11 protein-coding genes are annotated in these 14,241 nt (G+C 74.6%); 6 read left to right on the top strand and 5 right to left on the bottom strand.

Annotation, left to right across the window (positions count from 1 at the left end; all coding sequences use genetic code 11):
* Positions 1-179: 179 nt before the first annotated feature.
* Positions 180-1,853 (top strand): PucR family transcriptional regulator, encoded by a 1,674-nt coding sequence (locus tag ABTZ58_RS01700; protein WP_351349241.1) that lies wholly within the window; start codon positions 180-182, stop codon positions 1,851-1,853.
* Between the two features lie 164 nt (positions 1,854-2,017).
* Complete coding sequence (locus ABTZ58_RS01695; RefSeq protein ID WP_351349238.1) at positions 2,018-2,782, top strand: hypothetical protein; 765 nt, start codon at positions 2,018-2,020, stop codon at positions 2,780-2,782.
* Between the two features lie 232 nt (positions 2,783-3,014).
* Here ABTZ58_RS01695 and ABTZ58_RS01690 read toward each other — a convergent pair whose 3' ends face one another.
* Positions 3,015-3,803: a GntR family transcriptional regulator gene (locus tag ABTZ58_RS01690; protein ID WP_351349235.1), complete on the bottom strand. Its 789-nt coding sequence runs from the start codon at positions 3,801-3,803 to the stop codon at positions 3,015-3,017.
* Positions 3,804-3,979: 176 nt separating this feature from the next.
* Between ABTZ58_RS01690 and ABTZ58_RS01685 the strand changes: the two genes are divergently transcribed.
* Together ABTZ58_RS01685 and ABTZ58_RS01680 are read left to right on the top strand one after the other, a co-directional pair.
* Complete coding sequence (locus ABTZ58_RS01685; protein WP_351349232.1) at positions 3,980-4,831, top strand: (2Fe-2S)-binding protein; 852 nt, start codon at positions 3,980-3,982, stop codon at positions 4,829-4,831.
* 305 nt (positions 4,832-5,136) lie between these two features.
* Complete coding sequence (locus tag ABTZ58_RS01680; RefSeq protein WP_351349230.1) at positions 5,137-6,177, top strand: DUF2637 domain-containing protein; 1,041 nt, start codon at positions 5,137-5,139, stop codon at positions 6,175-6,177.
* Positions 6,178-6,234: 57 nt separating this feature from the next.
* On the opposite strand, the gene ABTZ58_RS01675 is transcribed toward ABTZ58_RS01680, so the two are convergent.
* Positions 6,235-6,726: an ATP-binding protein gene (locus ABTZ58_RS01675; RefSeq protein WP_351349227.1), complete on the bottom strand. Its 492-nt coding sequence runs from the start codon at positions 6,724-6,726 to the stop codon at positions 6,235-6,237.
* Between the two features lie 425 nt (positions 6,727-7,151).
* Positions 7,152-7,775, bottom strand: a complete 624-nt coding sequence (locus ABTZ58_RS01670; protein ID WP_351349224.1) for a hypothetical protein — start codon at positions 7,773-7,775, stop codon at positions 7,152-7,154.
* A 33-nt stretch (positions 7,776-7,808) separates the two neighbouring features.
* Here ABTZ58_RS01670 and ABTZ58_RS01665 point away from each other — a divergent pair, with 33 nt between their 5' ends.
* Positions 7,809-9,581, top strand: coding sequence for a helix-turn-helix domain-containing protein (locus tag ABTZ58_RS01665; RefSeq protein ID WP_502995994.1), 1,773 nt, complete (start codon positions 7,809-7,811; stop codon positions 9,579-9,581).
* 6 nt (positions 9,582-9,587) lie between these two features.
* Here the strand turns inward: ABTZ58_RS01665 and ABTZ58_RS01660 are convergent, their stop codons facing one another.
* The gene (locus tag ABTZ58_RS01660; RefSeq protein WP_351349219.1) at positions 9,588-11,330 is read right to left on the bottom strand and encodes a pyruvate dehydrogenase; all 1,743 of its coding nucleotides are present in this window, start codon (positions 11,328-11,330) and stop codon (positions 9,588-9,590) included.
* A 66-nt stretch (positions 11,331-11,396) separates the two neighbouring features.
* On the bottom strand, positions 11,397-12,440 hold the full coding sequence (locus ABTZ58_RS40095) for a protein phosphatase 2C domain-containing protein (protein WP_502995985.1): 1,044 nt from the start codon (positions 12,438-12,440) through the stop codon (positions 11,397-11,399).
* Between the two features lie 1,307 nt (positions 12,441-13,747).
* Between ABTZ58_RS40095 and ABTZ58_RS01650 the strand changes: the two genes are divergently transcribed.
* Entirely contained in the window at positions 13,748-14,230 is a 483-nt protein-coding gene (locus tag ABTZ58_RS01650; RefSeq protein WP_351349213.1) for a DUF456 domain-containing protein, read from the top strand.
* The last annotated feature ends 11 nt before the right edge of the window (positions 14,231-14,241 follow it).

The raw sequence follows: 14,241 nt of genomic DNA, 5'->3' as shown, positions 1-14,241 counted from the left end.
CATCGGAAACCTCCTCGTTCACCTGTGGAAACACGCGACACGACCGCGTGACCTGGGACACAGCCGGGACACGGCTCGGGGGACGGCGAGCGCCGCTCACCAGCCCGACGAACAGGCGTTCCCTCCGACCCCACCAAGATCGACCATAGATTTCGAGACAAAGAACGGCGGCGACGAGAATGCGGCTGCGCGCACTGCTGGACACGGACGCGCTGGGCCTCAAGCTGCTCGGCGGCGAGGGCGAGCTGGACCGCGCCGTGCGCGGCGTGATGACCACCGACCTGCGCGACCCGAGCCGCTACCTCTCGGGCGGCGAGCTGGTCCTCACCGGCCTGGCCTGGCGCCGGGATGCCGCGGACTCGGAGTCGTTCGTGCGCATCCTGGTCCAGGCCGGGGTGGCGGCCCTGGCCGCGGGCGAGGCCGAACTGGGCGACGTTCCGGAGGACCTGGTCGTGGCCTGCGCCCGCCACCGCCTGCCGCTCTTCGCGGTGCACGAGTCGGTGGCCTTCGCGACGATCACCGAACACGTCGTACGGCAGGTCTCCGGCGAGCGGGCCGGAGACCTCGCGGCGGTGGTCGACCGCCACCGCCGGATGATGACGTCGGGCCCGGCGGGCGGCGGCCCGGAGGTCGTGCTGGACCTGCTCGGCTCGGACCTGGACCTGCGGGCCTGGGTGCTCTCCCCCACCGGCCGTCTCATCGCGGGCTCGAAGGCCGCGGGCCCGGCCCTGCCCGCCGAGGCCTGCGCCCGTCTCGCGGCGGAGCACCTGTCCGCCACCCGCACGGGCCGCCGCGACCCTCACCGCGTCATCCTGGGCTCCACCACCTACTCGCTCTTCCCGATCCGCTCGGCGGGCCGCTCCGGGCAGAGCGCCCGGGACGTCCGGGAGACCGTGCTGTCCGACTGGCTGCTGGCGGTCGAGGCGGACGCCGGGGACTGGGCCGAGGAGCGCCTGGACCTGCTGCACGGCGTGACGCAGCTGATCGCGGTCGAGCGGGACCGCCGGGACGCGGCCCGCACGGTGCGCCGCCGTCTCGCCCAGGAGGTCCTGGAACTGGTCCAGACGGGCGCGGCCCCCGCCGAGATCGCCGCCCGTCTGCGCGTGGCCGCTCCCGTGCTGCTCCCCGGCCTCGGCTCCGCGCCGCACTGGCAGGTCGTCGTGGCCCGTGTGGACTGGGACGGCGCCGAGACCGAGACGGGCCCGGTCGCGCAGGCCCTCCTGGAGGAGATCCTCGTCGACCCGTCGTGGCCCGGCCGGGAGCACTCCGACCGCATCGCGGTCGCGCACACCGGCGACGAGGCCATGGCCCTGGTCCCCCTCCCGGCCGTCTCCGCGGAGCACGACGGGGCGGAGACCGGCGTCCTCGCGGACGCGCTGCTGGAATCGGTGCGGTCCCCCCTCACAGCCGGCCTGGACGACGACGGCCGCCTCACCCTCGGCGTCAGCGCCGCCGTGCACTCGGCGGAGGGCCTGCGCGGCGCCCTGGAGGAGGCCCGCCACGCCCGGCGCGTCGCCGCGGCCCGCCCGGGCCGGGTCTGCGCGGCCGGCCACCAGGAACTGGCCTCCCACGTCCTGCTGCTCCCCTTCGTCCCGGACGACGTGCGCCGCGCCTTCACGGCCCGCCTGCTGGACCCTCTGCGCGACTACGACCGCCGCCACCGCGCCGAGCTGATCCCGACGCTGGAGGCCTTCCTCGACTGCGACGGCTCCTGGACCCGCTGCGCCACCCGGCTGCACCTGCACGTCAACACGCTGCGCTACCGGGTGGGGCGCATCGAGCAGTTGACGGGCCGTGACCTGTCGCGGCTGGAGGACAAGCTGGACTTCTTCCTGGCCCTGCGGATGAGCTGAGGCACGGGGTTCTCCCGCCCAAACCCGGTGCGCCCCGGAGTCCCACGACTTTGTGAAATCCTTCACCCGCCCTCTTGGCCCGGCCCCGCGATTCGTGCTGAGATGCCGCCACCACTCAACAGCTCGATGGCGTGCTCGGGGAGGGCAACGTGGCGCATACCGCCATGTCTGGTAACGGAACGACCGCCGGTGACGATCCCCTCCAGACCGCGGTATGGCGGCTGCGCTCCCGCGGGTGCTGGGCCGACGCGGCCGCGCTGCTGCTGCCCGCCACCCCGGCGGCGGCGCTGCAACGCGCGTCCCTGCTGGTCGAGCGGTGTCTGTACACCGAGCAGGGCTGGGAGGAGGCCGAGGACGCGCTGCGCACGGCCGAGGCCCTCGCACACAGCGACGACGAGCGCGGCGCGGCCGCTTGTGAACGCGGGTACTTGGCCTACGCGGCGACCCTGCTGGCGGTCCGGGACCGGGCCGACGAGGCCCGGGCCGCGCTGGGCCGGGCGGCGGCGCTGATCCCTCCGGGGGCTCCGGCCCGTGCCCTGCTGGACTTCCGCCGGGGCCTGCTGGCGGAGAACCTGACGAGCGCGCCCCAGGCCGCCCGGGCCGCGTACCGGCGCGCTCACGCGGGCGCCACGGCCCACGCCGACCCGCTGCTGCTCTCCTTCACCTGGCGCCACCTGGCCGGACTCGCCTTGCGCGACGGCGAGTTGGCGGAGGCCCGGCACGGCTTCACCGAGTCCCTCCGCCTCCGCGAGGAACTGGGCTATCTCGTGGGCACGGCACCGGCGTTGGTGTCCCTGGCCGACACGGAGACGGAATCGGAGGCGTCCCGGCTGCGGGCGGAGGCGCGATGGCTGCACCGGCTGCTGGGCGGTGTGCCGACGTGGCTCGCACGCCACCTTCCCTCGGCACCCCCGGCGGCGACGGCCTGACAGCGGCCCGGCGTCGTCGCTGAGGCCGGGTGGGTCCGCAACCCGGCGGAGCCCACCCGCGCCGCGCCGCGGCTGAGCGGACCCGCACCCGCCGGCGGCCGGAAGGGGCCGTGTCGGGCGGTGTCCGCCCCCGCAGCGGCTGGCGCGTCAACGGACAGTCGGCCGGCGTCCGACCCCATCGCGCCGTTCCGGGGCCGGGCCCCCCGGCGCGGCCCCGACCCACCACCCGGCGTCAGGCGACGGCCCCCGTGAAGTGCTCCCCCACCAGCGCCCGCACCACATCCAGGTCCCGTGCGATCAGCGCGTCCAGCAGCGCCGTGTGCTCGTGCGCGTCCGCCACCAGGTCCGCGCGCCCCCGCGTCCCCGGTCCGCCCCCGACCAGCGGCCACTGCGCCCGGCGGTGCAGGTCCTCCGCGATCCGCACCAGTTGCCGGTTCCCGGACAGGGACAGCACCGCCCGGTGGAAGCCCCGGTCGGCCTCCGCGTAGGCCGCCCGGCACCCGGAGGACGCCGCGCGGACCGTGGCCTCCGCCAGCGGGCGCAGTTCGGCCCACCGCTCGGCGGGCACCGTCCGGGCCAGCCGCAGCATCACCGGCACCTCGATCAGCGCCCGGACCTCGGCCAGTTCGGCCAGCTCCCGCGCCCCCCGCTCCACCACGCGGAACCCGCGGTTGGGCACCACCTCGACCGCGCCCTCCAGCGCCAGCTGCTGCATCGCCTCGCGCACCGGCGTCGCCGACACCCCGAAGCGCTCCCCCAGCACCGGCGCCGAGTACACCTCCCCGGGCCGGAGGTCCCCGGCCACCAGGGCGGCGCGCAGCGCGTCGAGGATCTGCCCGCGCACCGAGGCCCGCTGCACGACCGGCCGCACCCGCGGCGCGGGCGGCTCGGAGTGCGTGTGCTCCCCGCGCACCGCCCCGGCCCCGGACCCCGCCTGCCGCGGCACCCGGGTCTGCCCGGCGGCGTCCGCCCGGACCTGCGGGCTTCCCGTCCCGGCGGAGCCCTGCGCGCCCTGCTTCACGGGTCCTCCTCCGGACGTATCGGTACTTGGGGTCATTACGACGGGTTGTTACTCGTCCGTCAAGCACGATAAGCGCACCGCCCGCCAGTTCAAATCCCGGCGATCTTCGGTAAGGTAAGCCTTACCTTCAACACCCGCCCGCGAGGGACCGTCTACAGACACGGATCGGTGATCACATGCCCGCGACCCGTTCGGCCGTCTCCGGTGCCTACGCCCGCCTGGCCGAGGTCCTCCCGGTACTGGCCGTCACCGAACTCGCCCCGGGGCAGGAGACCCCGCGCGGCGGCGGCTGGACCGCCGCCGCCGACCTGGCCGCCGCGGGCCCGGGCCTGGACGCCTTCCTGGCCTGGGACGAGGCCCAGATCCAGCGGGACTACGACCGGCCGGCCCGCCCCGACGTCGTCGCCAGCTTCGGCCTGCACCGCTACGCCTGGCCCGCCTGCCTGCTGATCACCGTGCCGTGGTTCCTGCACCGCCGCGTCCCCCGCTACCCCGTGACGCACGTCTCGTACGACCGCACCGACCCCGCACACGCCCTCGGTCACCTCGCCGTCCGCCCGGGCGGCTTCGCCTGCCTGCCCGGCGACGAGGCCGCCGCGCTGCCCGGCGCCCGGGTCGTGGCGGACGAGGAGGCCCTGCGCGCGGAGGTGCGGTCGGCGGTCGCCGAGCACCTGGAGCCGGTCCTGGCCGGTTTCGGCCCGCGGATGCGGCGCCGGGGCCGGGCCCTGTGGGGCATGGCGACCGACGAGATCGTCGAGGGCCTGTGGTACGTCGGGCAGCTGTTCGGCGAGCTGGAGGAGCGGCGCGCGATGCGCGAACTGGAGCTGCTCCTGCCGGGCGCGACCAAGCCGTACGTCGGCACGGCCGCGTTCCGCGAGCTGACCGGCCCGGGCGGCGAGCCGCTGCGCACCCGGGACCGCGCGAGCTGCTGCATGTTCTACACCCTGCGCCCCGAGGACACCTGCGCCACCTGCCCGCGCACCTGCGACGCGGACCGGGTCGGCAAGCTGCTGGCCACGGCCAGTTGACGCACCGTCGGGCGGCGACCCCTCCCGGCGTCCCGTAGGATCATCACGGAACCGGAAACCCGCACGCCCACCGGCGATTCACAACTCCCTCACGCGTCACGGGAACTTTCCGGAGAACCACTCGTAAGGGTAGTCTTGTTCGAACTCAACTCCCGCCCCTCAAGCGGCAGTTCGAGCAGAACGCCGCCCTGGGCATCCCCTTGCACTTCCTTGGCGGCCTCTTGCCCCGAAACCCCCTGAGGGCCGGTGGGATTGGGCCACTATGGCGGGCGTTACGCCCTATCCCCATGCAAGGGACCACCCACATGAGACTGACCGACATATCGCTGAACTGGCTGCTTCCGGGCGCCGTGCTTCTCCTGGGCATGCTGGCGGCGGTGGCGGTGCTCGCGCGCGGCAAGCGCTCCTCGGTCAAGGACACGAGCGCGGACGATTCCTGGGAGCGCAGCGAGGAACGCCGCAGACGCAAGGAAGCGATCTACGGCACTGTTTCCTATGTCCTGCTGTTCTGCTGCGCGGCCGTCGCCGCCGCGCTCTCCTTCCACGGCCTGGTCGGCTTCGGCGAGCAGAACCTCGGCCTGACCGGCGGCTGGCAGTACCTCGTCCCGTTCGGCCTCGACGGCGCGGCGATGTTCTGCTCCGTGCTCGCGGTGCGCGAGGCCAGCCACGGTGACGCGGCGCTCGGCTCCCGGATACTGGTCTGGACGTTCGCGCTCGCCGCCGCCTGGTTCAACTGGGTGCACGCGCCGCGGGGCGTCGGCCACGACGGCGCTCCCCACTTCTTCGCCGGCATGTCCCTCTCCGCGGCGGTGCTGTTCGACCGCGCGCTGAAGCAGACCCGCCGGGCAGCCCTGCGCGAGCAGGGTCTGGTGCCGCGTCCCCTGCCGCAGATCCGTATCGTGCGCTGGCTGCGGGCCCCTCGGGAGACCTACAAGGCCTGGTCGCTGATGCTGCTGGAGGGTGTGCGCAGCCTCGACGAGGCGGTCGACGAGGTGCGCGAGGACAAGCGCAAGAAGGACGCCGAGCGGCAGCGGCGCCGCGACCAGCAGCGCGTGGAGCGCGCCCAGCTGAAGGCGATCAGCCGCGGTCACCGCGGCTACCTCGGCCGCGGCGGCGGCCGGCAGCTGGACGTCCAGGTGGAGCGCGGCTCCTCGCAGGTCACCGCGGAGCCTGCCATACCCGGGCCGGAGCAACTGCCCGTCCGCTCGCGTCCCTCCCTGCAGCCCGTCCGCAAAGGGAGTGACCCCGTGACCGTCGACCTCACCGCGGAGGACGACACCATGGCGCTGCCGCGGCTGGACTCCCTGGAGCGCAAGCTCAAGGACCTGGAGCAGCAGTTCGGCTAGCCGAGCCGCACCGGTACGGCGAGGGGGCGTGGCCTGCGGGCCGCGCCCCTTCGGCTGTCACGCCGCCCCGGCCTCCAGCTCGAACCAGACGGCCTTGCCCACGCCGTGCGGCCGGACGCCCCAGGCGTCCGCGAGGGTCTCCACCAGGAACAGGCCCCTGCCGTTGGTGCCGTCGTCGGCGACCGGCCTCCGCGGCCGGGGCCTGCGGGCCACGAAGTCCCGTACCTCCACGTGCAGTCCGCGGGGTCCGACGGTCGCCGTCAGGACCGCGTCGTGATCGGTGTGCACGATCGCGTTGGTGACGAGTTCGCTGGTGAGCAGCTCCGCCACGTCGGAGATGTCGGACCGCCCCTGCCTTCCCCACTGCCCGAGCAGCTCCCGCAGGGCCCTGCGGGCCTCCGGCACGGCTCGCAGGTCCGACCTGCCCAGTCTGCGCCTCAGCTGAGGCGCCGGTGCCTGCTCCCTGACGTCGTCGGTCCCGTCCTCCACCGTCTTCGCCGAGAAGGCCCCGATCGCTGTGGGACCGCCTCCTCGTGCCTGCCTCTCCATGACCCCCGCCCGCGCGCCGATGTCGGTTCCCCTCCTGCTCGAACACGTTCACGGGATCCATGCCCCGTCGGGCACGCGGCAGTCATGCCGGCTCGTCAACGACCAGGTGTTCGGCCACGCCGAGGCCGCCGCCGACGCGGGTGGAGGACCGCTGAGCAGTGCGGCGAAACGGGGAAGGGGGACAAGAGGGTAGCCGGTCCAGGGCCCCGGGCGGATGCTGACCGCCGGAGATCGGACGATGGGCCGACCGACGGCTGCCGATCCGTGCGTACCCGGCGGGGAGTTGGCGCGGCCGGGCCGGGTGCGCGTCACTCGGGTGAAGTTGGCCGAAGTACGACGGTTTTCCCGGGGCACCGACCGGTACGGGGCCGTCCTCCCCACCCCCGTGGCGGAGGACGGCCCCGGTCCTTTCCGGTGCCCGCCCGTCAGTACAGCTTGTTGACGGCGGTCGTCGTCGTCTTCTTGAAGGCGGCCACGGGGGCGTCGTCGAAGTCGCCCATCTGCCCCCACTGCACGACGGTGACGGTCCTGCCGTCCCGGCCGACGGACATCAGGGAGATGTCGTTGGCGCCCCAGGAGGTCTCGGTGTGCAGACCGCGGACGCGGGCGCCCTCCTCGACCGGCAGCTTGCCGTAGTCCCGGCCCTCGGCCTCGACGTCCGGGTCGGCCTTCTCGATGCGGTCGGCGCAGGTGCGGATCAGGTCGTCGTAGTGCTTCGCCAGGGCCTTGGCCAGGGCGGCCGTGTCCGCCACGACGGTCAGCTGGACGGCGCCGGTGTCCAGGTCGGTCCGGAACTGCCGGTACCGGTAGTCGTAGGAGGGCACGCCTTCCGTGCTCACGCAGAAGCCGAGCTCCTCCGGGAACCCTTCGGTGACCGGCCCGGCGGTCCAGGACGACGACGGGTGCGGCGGCAGCTGGGACGCCGACAGGAACTTGGGCACGGCGGCCTTCGGCGCGGCGCCGGCGGCCGGTGCAGTGAGGACCGTGCCGGCCGTGAGGGCGGCGGTGGTGAGTGCGGCGAGCGCGGCGGCTCGAATGCGCATGGACATGGGTGTCCCCCCGTGATTCGGTGCGTGGATGCGATGTGTCGCGGCGAACGCCCGTCGGTCGGCCGGGCCTGGTCGGTGGCGACACCAGAAGCATCAGCGGTCACAGCGGGCGGGCGCAACAGCCGGCGCCCGATCCAGCGGGATGGAACCATCCCAGCCCCTCTGACGTGCAGGTACATGGGTGCCTGGGATGCCGTCCCGGGCCGGTTCGCACCTACGGACGGGGGCACGGTGTCGGCACGGGACGACGTGAACGACGTGGAGGGCGTGGAGGGCGAAGACGACGTCGCGGAGTTCGCGGCGTCGCTGCGCGCGCTGAAGGAGCGCACGGACCGCAGCTACGGTTCGCTGGCGCGACGGCTGGCGATGAACACCTCGACCCTGCACCGGTACTGCGTGGGCGAGGCGGTGCCCCTCGACTTCGCGCCCGTGGAGCGGTTCGCGGCCCTGTGCGGGGCATCGCCCGGGGAACGTCTGGACCTCCACCGCCGCTGGCTCCTCGCGGTGGCGGCCCGCCGACGGCCACGCACCACGGCGACGGGCGGCGTGACAGAGGACGCGGGCGGCGTGACCGGGGACGCGGGCGGCGTGACAGAGGACCCCTGCGGCGTGGCAGAAGACGCGGGCACGGCGCAAGACGCGGACGCAGCGAGAGAGGGGCGCACGACGCAGGCCGCAGGCGCCCCGCACGGCACACGCGCGGCGCGAGCCGCCGGCATGACGCAGGACAGGGGCGCGACGCAAGACGCAGGCGCCCCGCAGGACGCGCACCCGGCCCAAGAGGCAGGTGTCTCCATCGGCCAGGGTGGGGCCCCGGAGGGGACAGGTGCGGGGGCCGGGGACCGCCCGGGTGCCGGAGCCGTGCTCGTCCGTCGTCCCTGGTACCGCCGCAGGCGCCTCGCCGTCGGGGTGGCCGCCGCCTGTGCCGCCCTCGCGACCCTCGGGAGTCTGGCCGCCCTGCCGGACGGGCGGCGCGAGGCCGACGACGACCGTGCCCGCGGGGCCGGTCCGGTCACACCCGGTGCGACGCGGACCCCGGCACCGGAGCGGCGCGGCGCCTCCCCGACGCCGAGCACCTCCCCCACCCCCGAGCGGTCGGCGCCCTCCGCCGGGCCGAAGGCGAAGGGCAGGCCCGCCCCCGCCCCCTCCGACCCCACCACCGCTCCGCCGCAGCGCGGGGCGGACCCGGCCGCACCTCTCGCCTGGTCCGCGAACTCCCAGGCGTGGAAGCTCGGCTGCGGTCACGACTACGTGGTCACCAAGCCGCCGGCCCAGGTCCCGCCGCCCCCGGTCCCGCAGGACGCCGGGGCCTGGGCGGCGTCCGTGAACGCGGTGCACGGCGGTGAGACGCTCGTGCGGCTGTCCGTGCAGGGGCGGAGCGACACGGCCGTCGTGCTGGACGCGCTGCGCGTGCGCGTGGTCGGGCGGGCCGACCCGGTCCAGGGCAACGCCTACGCCATGGACCAGGGCTGCGGCGGTTCGCTCACCCCGCGCTCCTTCGACGTGGACCTGGACAAGGACCGCCCCATCGCCCGCGCGGTCGCCGGGAGCGACGCCGGCACGCCGATCCCGGCGGTGAGCATGCCGTACCGCGTCTCGGCACGGGACCCCGAGGTGCTGCTGGTCAACGCCCGGACGCGGGGTTGCGACTGCCGCTGGTACCTGGAGCTGGACTGGTCCTCCCAGGGGCGCAGCGGCACGGTCCGCGTCGACGACGGCGGCCGCCCGTTCCGCACCAGCGGCATCACGGGCCTGCCCCGCTACCTGTACGACACCTCGGCACGCCAGTGGGCGCCCTACCGCTGACGGCCCTTACGGCCGGGGCACGTTGCGCAGGTTGGAGCGGGCCATCTGGAGCATCCGGCCGACCCCGCCGTCCAGCACGATCTTGGAGGCGGACAGGGCGAACCCGGTCACCATCTCGGCCTTGATCTTCGGCGGGATGGACAGCGCGTTGGGGTCGGTGACGACGTCGACGAGGGCCGGGCCCTTGTGCTTGAAGGCGTCCTTCAGGGCCCGGGCGAGGTCCTTGGGCTTCTCGACGCGCACCCCGTAGGCGCCGCAGGCCCGGGCGACGGCGGCGAAGTCGGGGTTCTTGTTGGCCGTGCCGTGCGAGGGCAGCCCGGCGACCAGCATCTCCAACTCCACCATGCCGAGGGAGGAGTTGTTGAAGAGGACGACCTTGACCGGCAGGTCGTGCTGCACCAGCGTCAGGAAGTCGCCCATCAGCATGGAGAAACCGCCGTCGCCGGACATCGACACGACCTGCCGCCCCCGGTCCGTGAACTGCGCGCCGATCGCCATGGGCAGGGCGTTCGCCATCGAGCCGTGGGAGAAGGAACCGATGACGCGGCGGCGGCCGTTGGGTGAGATGTAACGGGCCGCCCAGACGTTGCACATGCCGGTGTCGACGGTGAACACGGCGTCGTCGGCGGCGACTTCGTCCAGCACGGACGCCACGTACTCGGGGTGGATCGGCGTGTGCTTCTCGACCTTGCGGGTGTACGCCGTCACCACGCCTTCCAGCGCGTCGGCGTGCTTCTTCAGCATCCGGTCGAGGAAGCGCCGGTTCTTCTTCTCCTTCACCCGCGGGATCAGGCAGCGCAGCGTCTCCCGTACGTCGCCCCAGACCGCGAGGTCCAGCTTGGAGCGGCGGCCCAGGTGTTCCGGCCGGATGTCGACCTGGACGATCTTCACGTCGTCGGGGAGGAACGCGTTGTAGGGGAAGTCGGTGCCGAGCAGGATCAGCAGGTCGCACTCGTGGGTGGCCTCGTAGGCGGCGCCGTAGCCGAGCAGTCCGCTCATGCCGACGTCGAAGGGGTTGTCGTACTGGATCCACTCCTTGCCGCGCAGGGCGTGCCCGACCGGGGACTTGATCTTCGCGGCGAACTCCATGACCTCGGCGTGCGCGCCGGCCGTGCCGCTGCCGCAGAAGAGGGTGACCTTGCCGGCCTCGTCGATCATCTCGGCGAGCCGGTCGATCTCGGCGTCGCCGGGGCGGACGGTGGGCCGGGAGGTGACGAGGGCGGTCTCCACGGCCTGCTCCGGGGCGGGCCGGTCGGCGATGTCACCGGGCAGGGTGACGACACTGACGCCGCTGCGGCCGACGGCGTTCTGGATGGCGGTCTGCAGCAGCCGCGGCATCTGCTGCGGGCTGGAGATCATCTCGCTGTAGTGGCTGCACTCGGCGAACAGCCGGTCGGGGTGGGTCTCCTGGAAGTAGCCGAGGCCGATCTCGCTGGAGGGGATGTGCGAGGCGAGGGCGAGGACCGGTGCCATGGAGCGGTGGGCGTCGTAGAGGCCGTTGATGAGGTGCAGGTTGCCGGGGCCGCAGGAGCCGGCGCAGGCGGCGAGGCCGCCGGTGATCTGGGCCTCGGCGCTGGCGGCGAAGGCGGCGGTCTCCTCGTGCCGGACGTGGATCCAGTCGATGGCGGAGTTGCGGCGGACGGCGTCGACGATCGGGTTGAGGCTGTCGCCGACGACGCCGTAGAGGCGTTTCACTCCGGCCCGGGTGAGGATGTCGACGAACTGTTCCGCGACGTTCTGTTTGGCCATGGTTCTCGTCTGCCCCTTCGGTCTCCTGGGATCCCTCCGGGTTCCATCAAGTCACAGGGCGGCCGGTCACGCCTCCCAAACGGCCGCGGCCGTACGGTCGTCGGCATAACCCTTGACCCGTACTTGGGAGTCGGCGAGGAACGCGGCGAGGCCGGGCGGCTCGGGCCGGGACCACCGCTCGGCGAGGTACTCGCCCAGTTCGGGCTCGCCGCGCAGGGGCTCGGCGAGACCCCCGCTGCACATCAGGAGCGTGTCACCCGGGCGGGCGACGGAGGTGCGGAAGCGGAAGGGTTCGCGGGGCGGTTCCGGGGCGGGTTCGTAGGGGCTGGGCGGGGTGGGGATGCCCAGGTCCATGGTGAGCCGGTCGCCCTCGGGGGTTTCGGAGGGCGGCGATCCGTAGCCCACGACCGCTTCGCCCCTGACGTCGGTGACCTGCGGTTCGATGTCCTGCCACTCCCCCTCCCGCAGCCGGAACAGTCCGCCCGGGCCGACGCCGAAGAACACGCGCGTCCGGCACTCCGGGTCGGCGGGCAGCAGCAGACAACGCAGGCTGGCCGCGTACTCCTCCGGCCCGACGCCCTGTCCGGAGGCGCTGGCACGGAGTTTGCCCAGGCTGCGGTCGGTGAGACGGTGGAGTCCGGACTTGAGGTCGCCGCGCCGGCCGCCCCTTATGTCCTCCACGAGCCGCGCGTGGCTGCGTCCGACGGCCCGGCCGATCCAGTGGCAGGCCTCGGCGGCGGCCCGGTGCGCTCCCGGTGCCGTACGGGACCCCGTCGCCATGGCCACGAGCAGCAGCGCGTGCTCGCCGGTTCCGAACCGTGCGGTGAGCAGCGAGTCGCGGCGCGGCTCCCCCCGGTACCGCGCGGAGTCGCCGCGCACGGACGCCGCGCGCAGTGTGCACACCCCGTAGCGGGCGCCGTCGAGCACGGTGTCCGCGACCAGGTCGTCGAGATCGTCCGGGTCGGCGGGCGGGAGAGCGGTGGGTTCGGCGTCGTAGGTGGGAGGCCGCGACCCGACGTGCCCCCGGGCCCGGGGGACGGACTCGGGCGGCTCGATACGCGGGCCCGGCTCCTCGGGTCCGGCGGCGAACCCGGCAGACGGCGGGGGCAACGGCCCGGCGGCGGGCGGCGCGGGCGGTGCGGGCGGTGCGAGGGGCGCGAACGGCGTCCCCGGGGCGTCCGGGGGCACGGGGGGTGGCCCGGCGGCCGGCCCCCATGACTCGGACGACGGACCGGCGGCTCCCGGAGTCACGGGGGGCGGGTCGGCGGGTACCGGCGGGGCGAGCCAGCCGGCGACGGTCTCAGGTGTGGCGTCCCGCGGCCGGCCGGCCACCCCGGCGGACGGGGACCCGGCCCCGGGCCGGCCGGGTGGGGCGACGGGCGGTGGCGGGGCGACGGGTGGCGTGGCCGGGGGCGTCCGAGGAGCGGGAACCACCGCCCCAGGGGCCTCTCGGGGGTCCTCGGGGCGCACATCGCCCTCGGCGGGCGAGGCCCCGGGACCAGCGACTCCCCCCGAACCCCCGCCCGACACCCGGGAGCCGTCTCCCGGCTCGGCCCCGGGCGAATCGGCCCCGGCAGGCGAGGCCCCAGGCCCCGCAACTGCCCCCGAGGCCCCGCCCGACCCCCCGGAGGCGCCTCCCGGCTCGGCCCCGGGCGAATCGGCCCCGGCAGGCGAGGGCTCGGGGCCCGTGTACGTCCAGGAGGCCGGGGGCGGCGTCGCTGGGGTCTGCGGGGCCTTCCCCCCGGCTTCCGACGGGGGCGCACCGTCCCCTCGTGATGAGGTCGGGGGTCCCGCAGGGCGAGGCGGCCCGGCCGGGTCCGGCTGTGTGCGGAGCGGTGGGCGCGAGGCCGTCGGGAAGGTCACGGGGCCCGTGGCCCGGGCGGGTGGCGGTTCCCACGGGGCCCGCTGCGGGGAAACGCCCGTGGGGCGCGGGGTGCCCGGTGCGTCGTCCGCTGCGGACCGGGGCGCCGGAACCGTCGGCTCCACGCCGGCGGACCGCCCCGGCGGCCCCGGCGGCCCCGGTGGCCCCGGTTCCGCCCCGGCCGACCCGGTCTCCCCCGGGCCGCCCACCGTCCCCGCCGCCGAGGCGAAGCGGTCGTCCAGGGAATCGGGGGCCGGTGCGGGGCCCGTGTCGCCGGTGGAGTCGTCGTACAACTGCCCCCACCAGTCGTCCTCGTGACCGGTGGGCCTTCCCCCCTGCTGGCTCATGCCGGCAATTGTCCACCGCAGGAGCGGGATGAAAACGGGGCTTGTGGAAAAATCCGGCCCGCCACCCCGTCGTACCCGGCGCGTCGAGTGAGCCGTAGAACGGTCATGCGATACCGGCGTCCCGTGGGCCGCGGGCGGCCGACCTGCGCGTCTGGTTCCCGGCACGCTGCTGACCTGCGCCTTCTCGCGTGTTCCGGCAGTCTGGTCAGATGGGAGTGTGGGACCTCCTGCTGGTCGGGCTGGTCATCCTGCTCGGCCTGTGCGGAGTGCTGGTGCCCGCGGTGCCGGGGTCGCTGCTGGTGTGGGCCGCGGTCCTGTGGTGGGCGCTGAAGGATGCGCAGCCCGTCGCCTGGTGGGTGCTGGTCTGCGCCACGGTCCTGATGCTCGTCTCCCAGGGCGTGCGCTGGGCGCTGCCGCCGAGGCGGCTGCGGGCGAACCGCACCAGCCGCCGCATGCTGGCCTGCGCGGGAGCCGGCTCCACCGCCGGCTTCGTCCTGCTCCCCGTCCTCGGCTCGGTCCCCGGCTTCCTGGCCGGTGTCTACCTCTTCGAACGGGTCCGGCTGGGCCGCCGCGCGGAGGCCTCGTCCGCCCTGCGCACCGTGATGCGCTCGGGCGGCTCCGGCATCCTGGCCGAACTGTTCACCTGCCAGCTGATCGCGGCAGCGTGGCTGGGCGCGGTCCTCTGGGGCTGAGCCAGCCTCGC

The sequence above is a fragment of the Streptomyces sp. NPDC094143 genome, from assembly GCF_040303825.1.
In the GTDB taxonomy this organism is placed as follows: Bacteria; Actinomycetota; Actinomycetes; order Streptomycetales; family Streptomycetaceae; genus Streptomyces.
Note: the sequence above shows the minus strand (reverse complement) of the source record. Positions and strands in the feature narration are given on the sequence as shown.

What these genes read in the sequence shown, in the direction of transcription:
- ABTZ58_RS01695 (WP_351349238.1), top strand. Translation starts at nt 2,018, where the DNA reads ATGTCTGGTAACGGAACGACCGCCGGTGACGATCCCCTCCAGACCGCG.
- ABTZ58_RS01665 (WP_502995994.1), top strand. Translation starts at nt 7,809, where the DNA reads ATGTGTCGCGGCGAACGCCCGTCGGTCGGCCGGGCCTGGTCGGTGGCG.
- ABTZ58_RS01660 (WP_351349219.1), bottom strand. Translation starts at nt 11,330, where the DNA reads ATGGCCAAACAGAACGTCGCGGAACAGTTCGTCGACATCCTCACCCGG.
- ABTZ58_RS01680 (WP_351349230.1), top strand. Translation starts at nt 5,137, where the DNA reads ATGAGACTGACCGACATATCGCTGAACTGGCTGCTTCCGGGCGCCGTG.
- ABTZ58_RS01700 (WP_351349241.1), top strand. Translation starts at nt 180, where the DNA reads ATGCGGCTGCGCGCACTGCTGGACACGGACGCGCTGGGCCTCAAGCTG.
- ABTZ58_RS01670 (WP_351349224.1), bottom strand. Translation starts at nt 7,775, where the DNA reads ATGTCCATGCGCATTCGAGCCGCCGCGCTCGCCGCACTCACCACCGCC.
- ABTZ58_RS01650 (WP_351349213.1), top strand. Translation starts at nt 13,748, where the DNA reads ATGGGAGTGTGGGACCTCCTGCTGGTCGGGCTGGTCATCCTGCTCGGC.
- ABTZ58_RS01685 (WP_351349232.1), top strand. Translation starts at nt 3,980, where the DNA reads ATGCCCGCGACCCGTTCGGCCGTCTCCGGTGCCTACGCCCGCCTGGCC.
- ABTZ58_RS01675 (WP_351349227.1), bottom strand. Translation starts at nt 6,726, where the DNA reads ATGGAGAGGCAGGCACGAGGAGGCGGTCCCACAGCGATCGGGGCCTTC.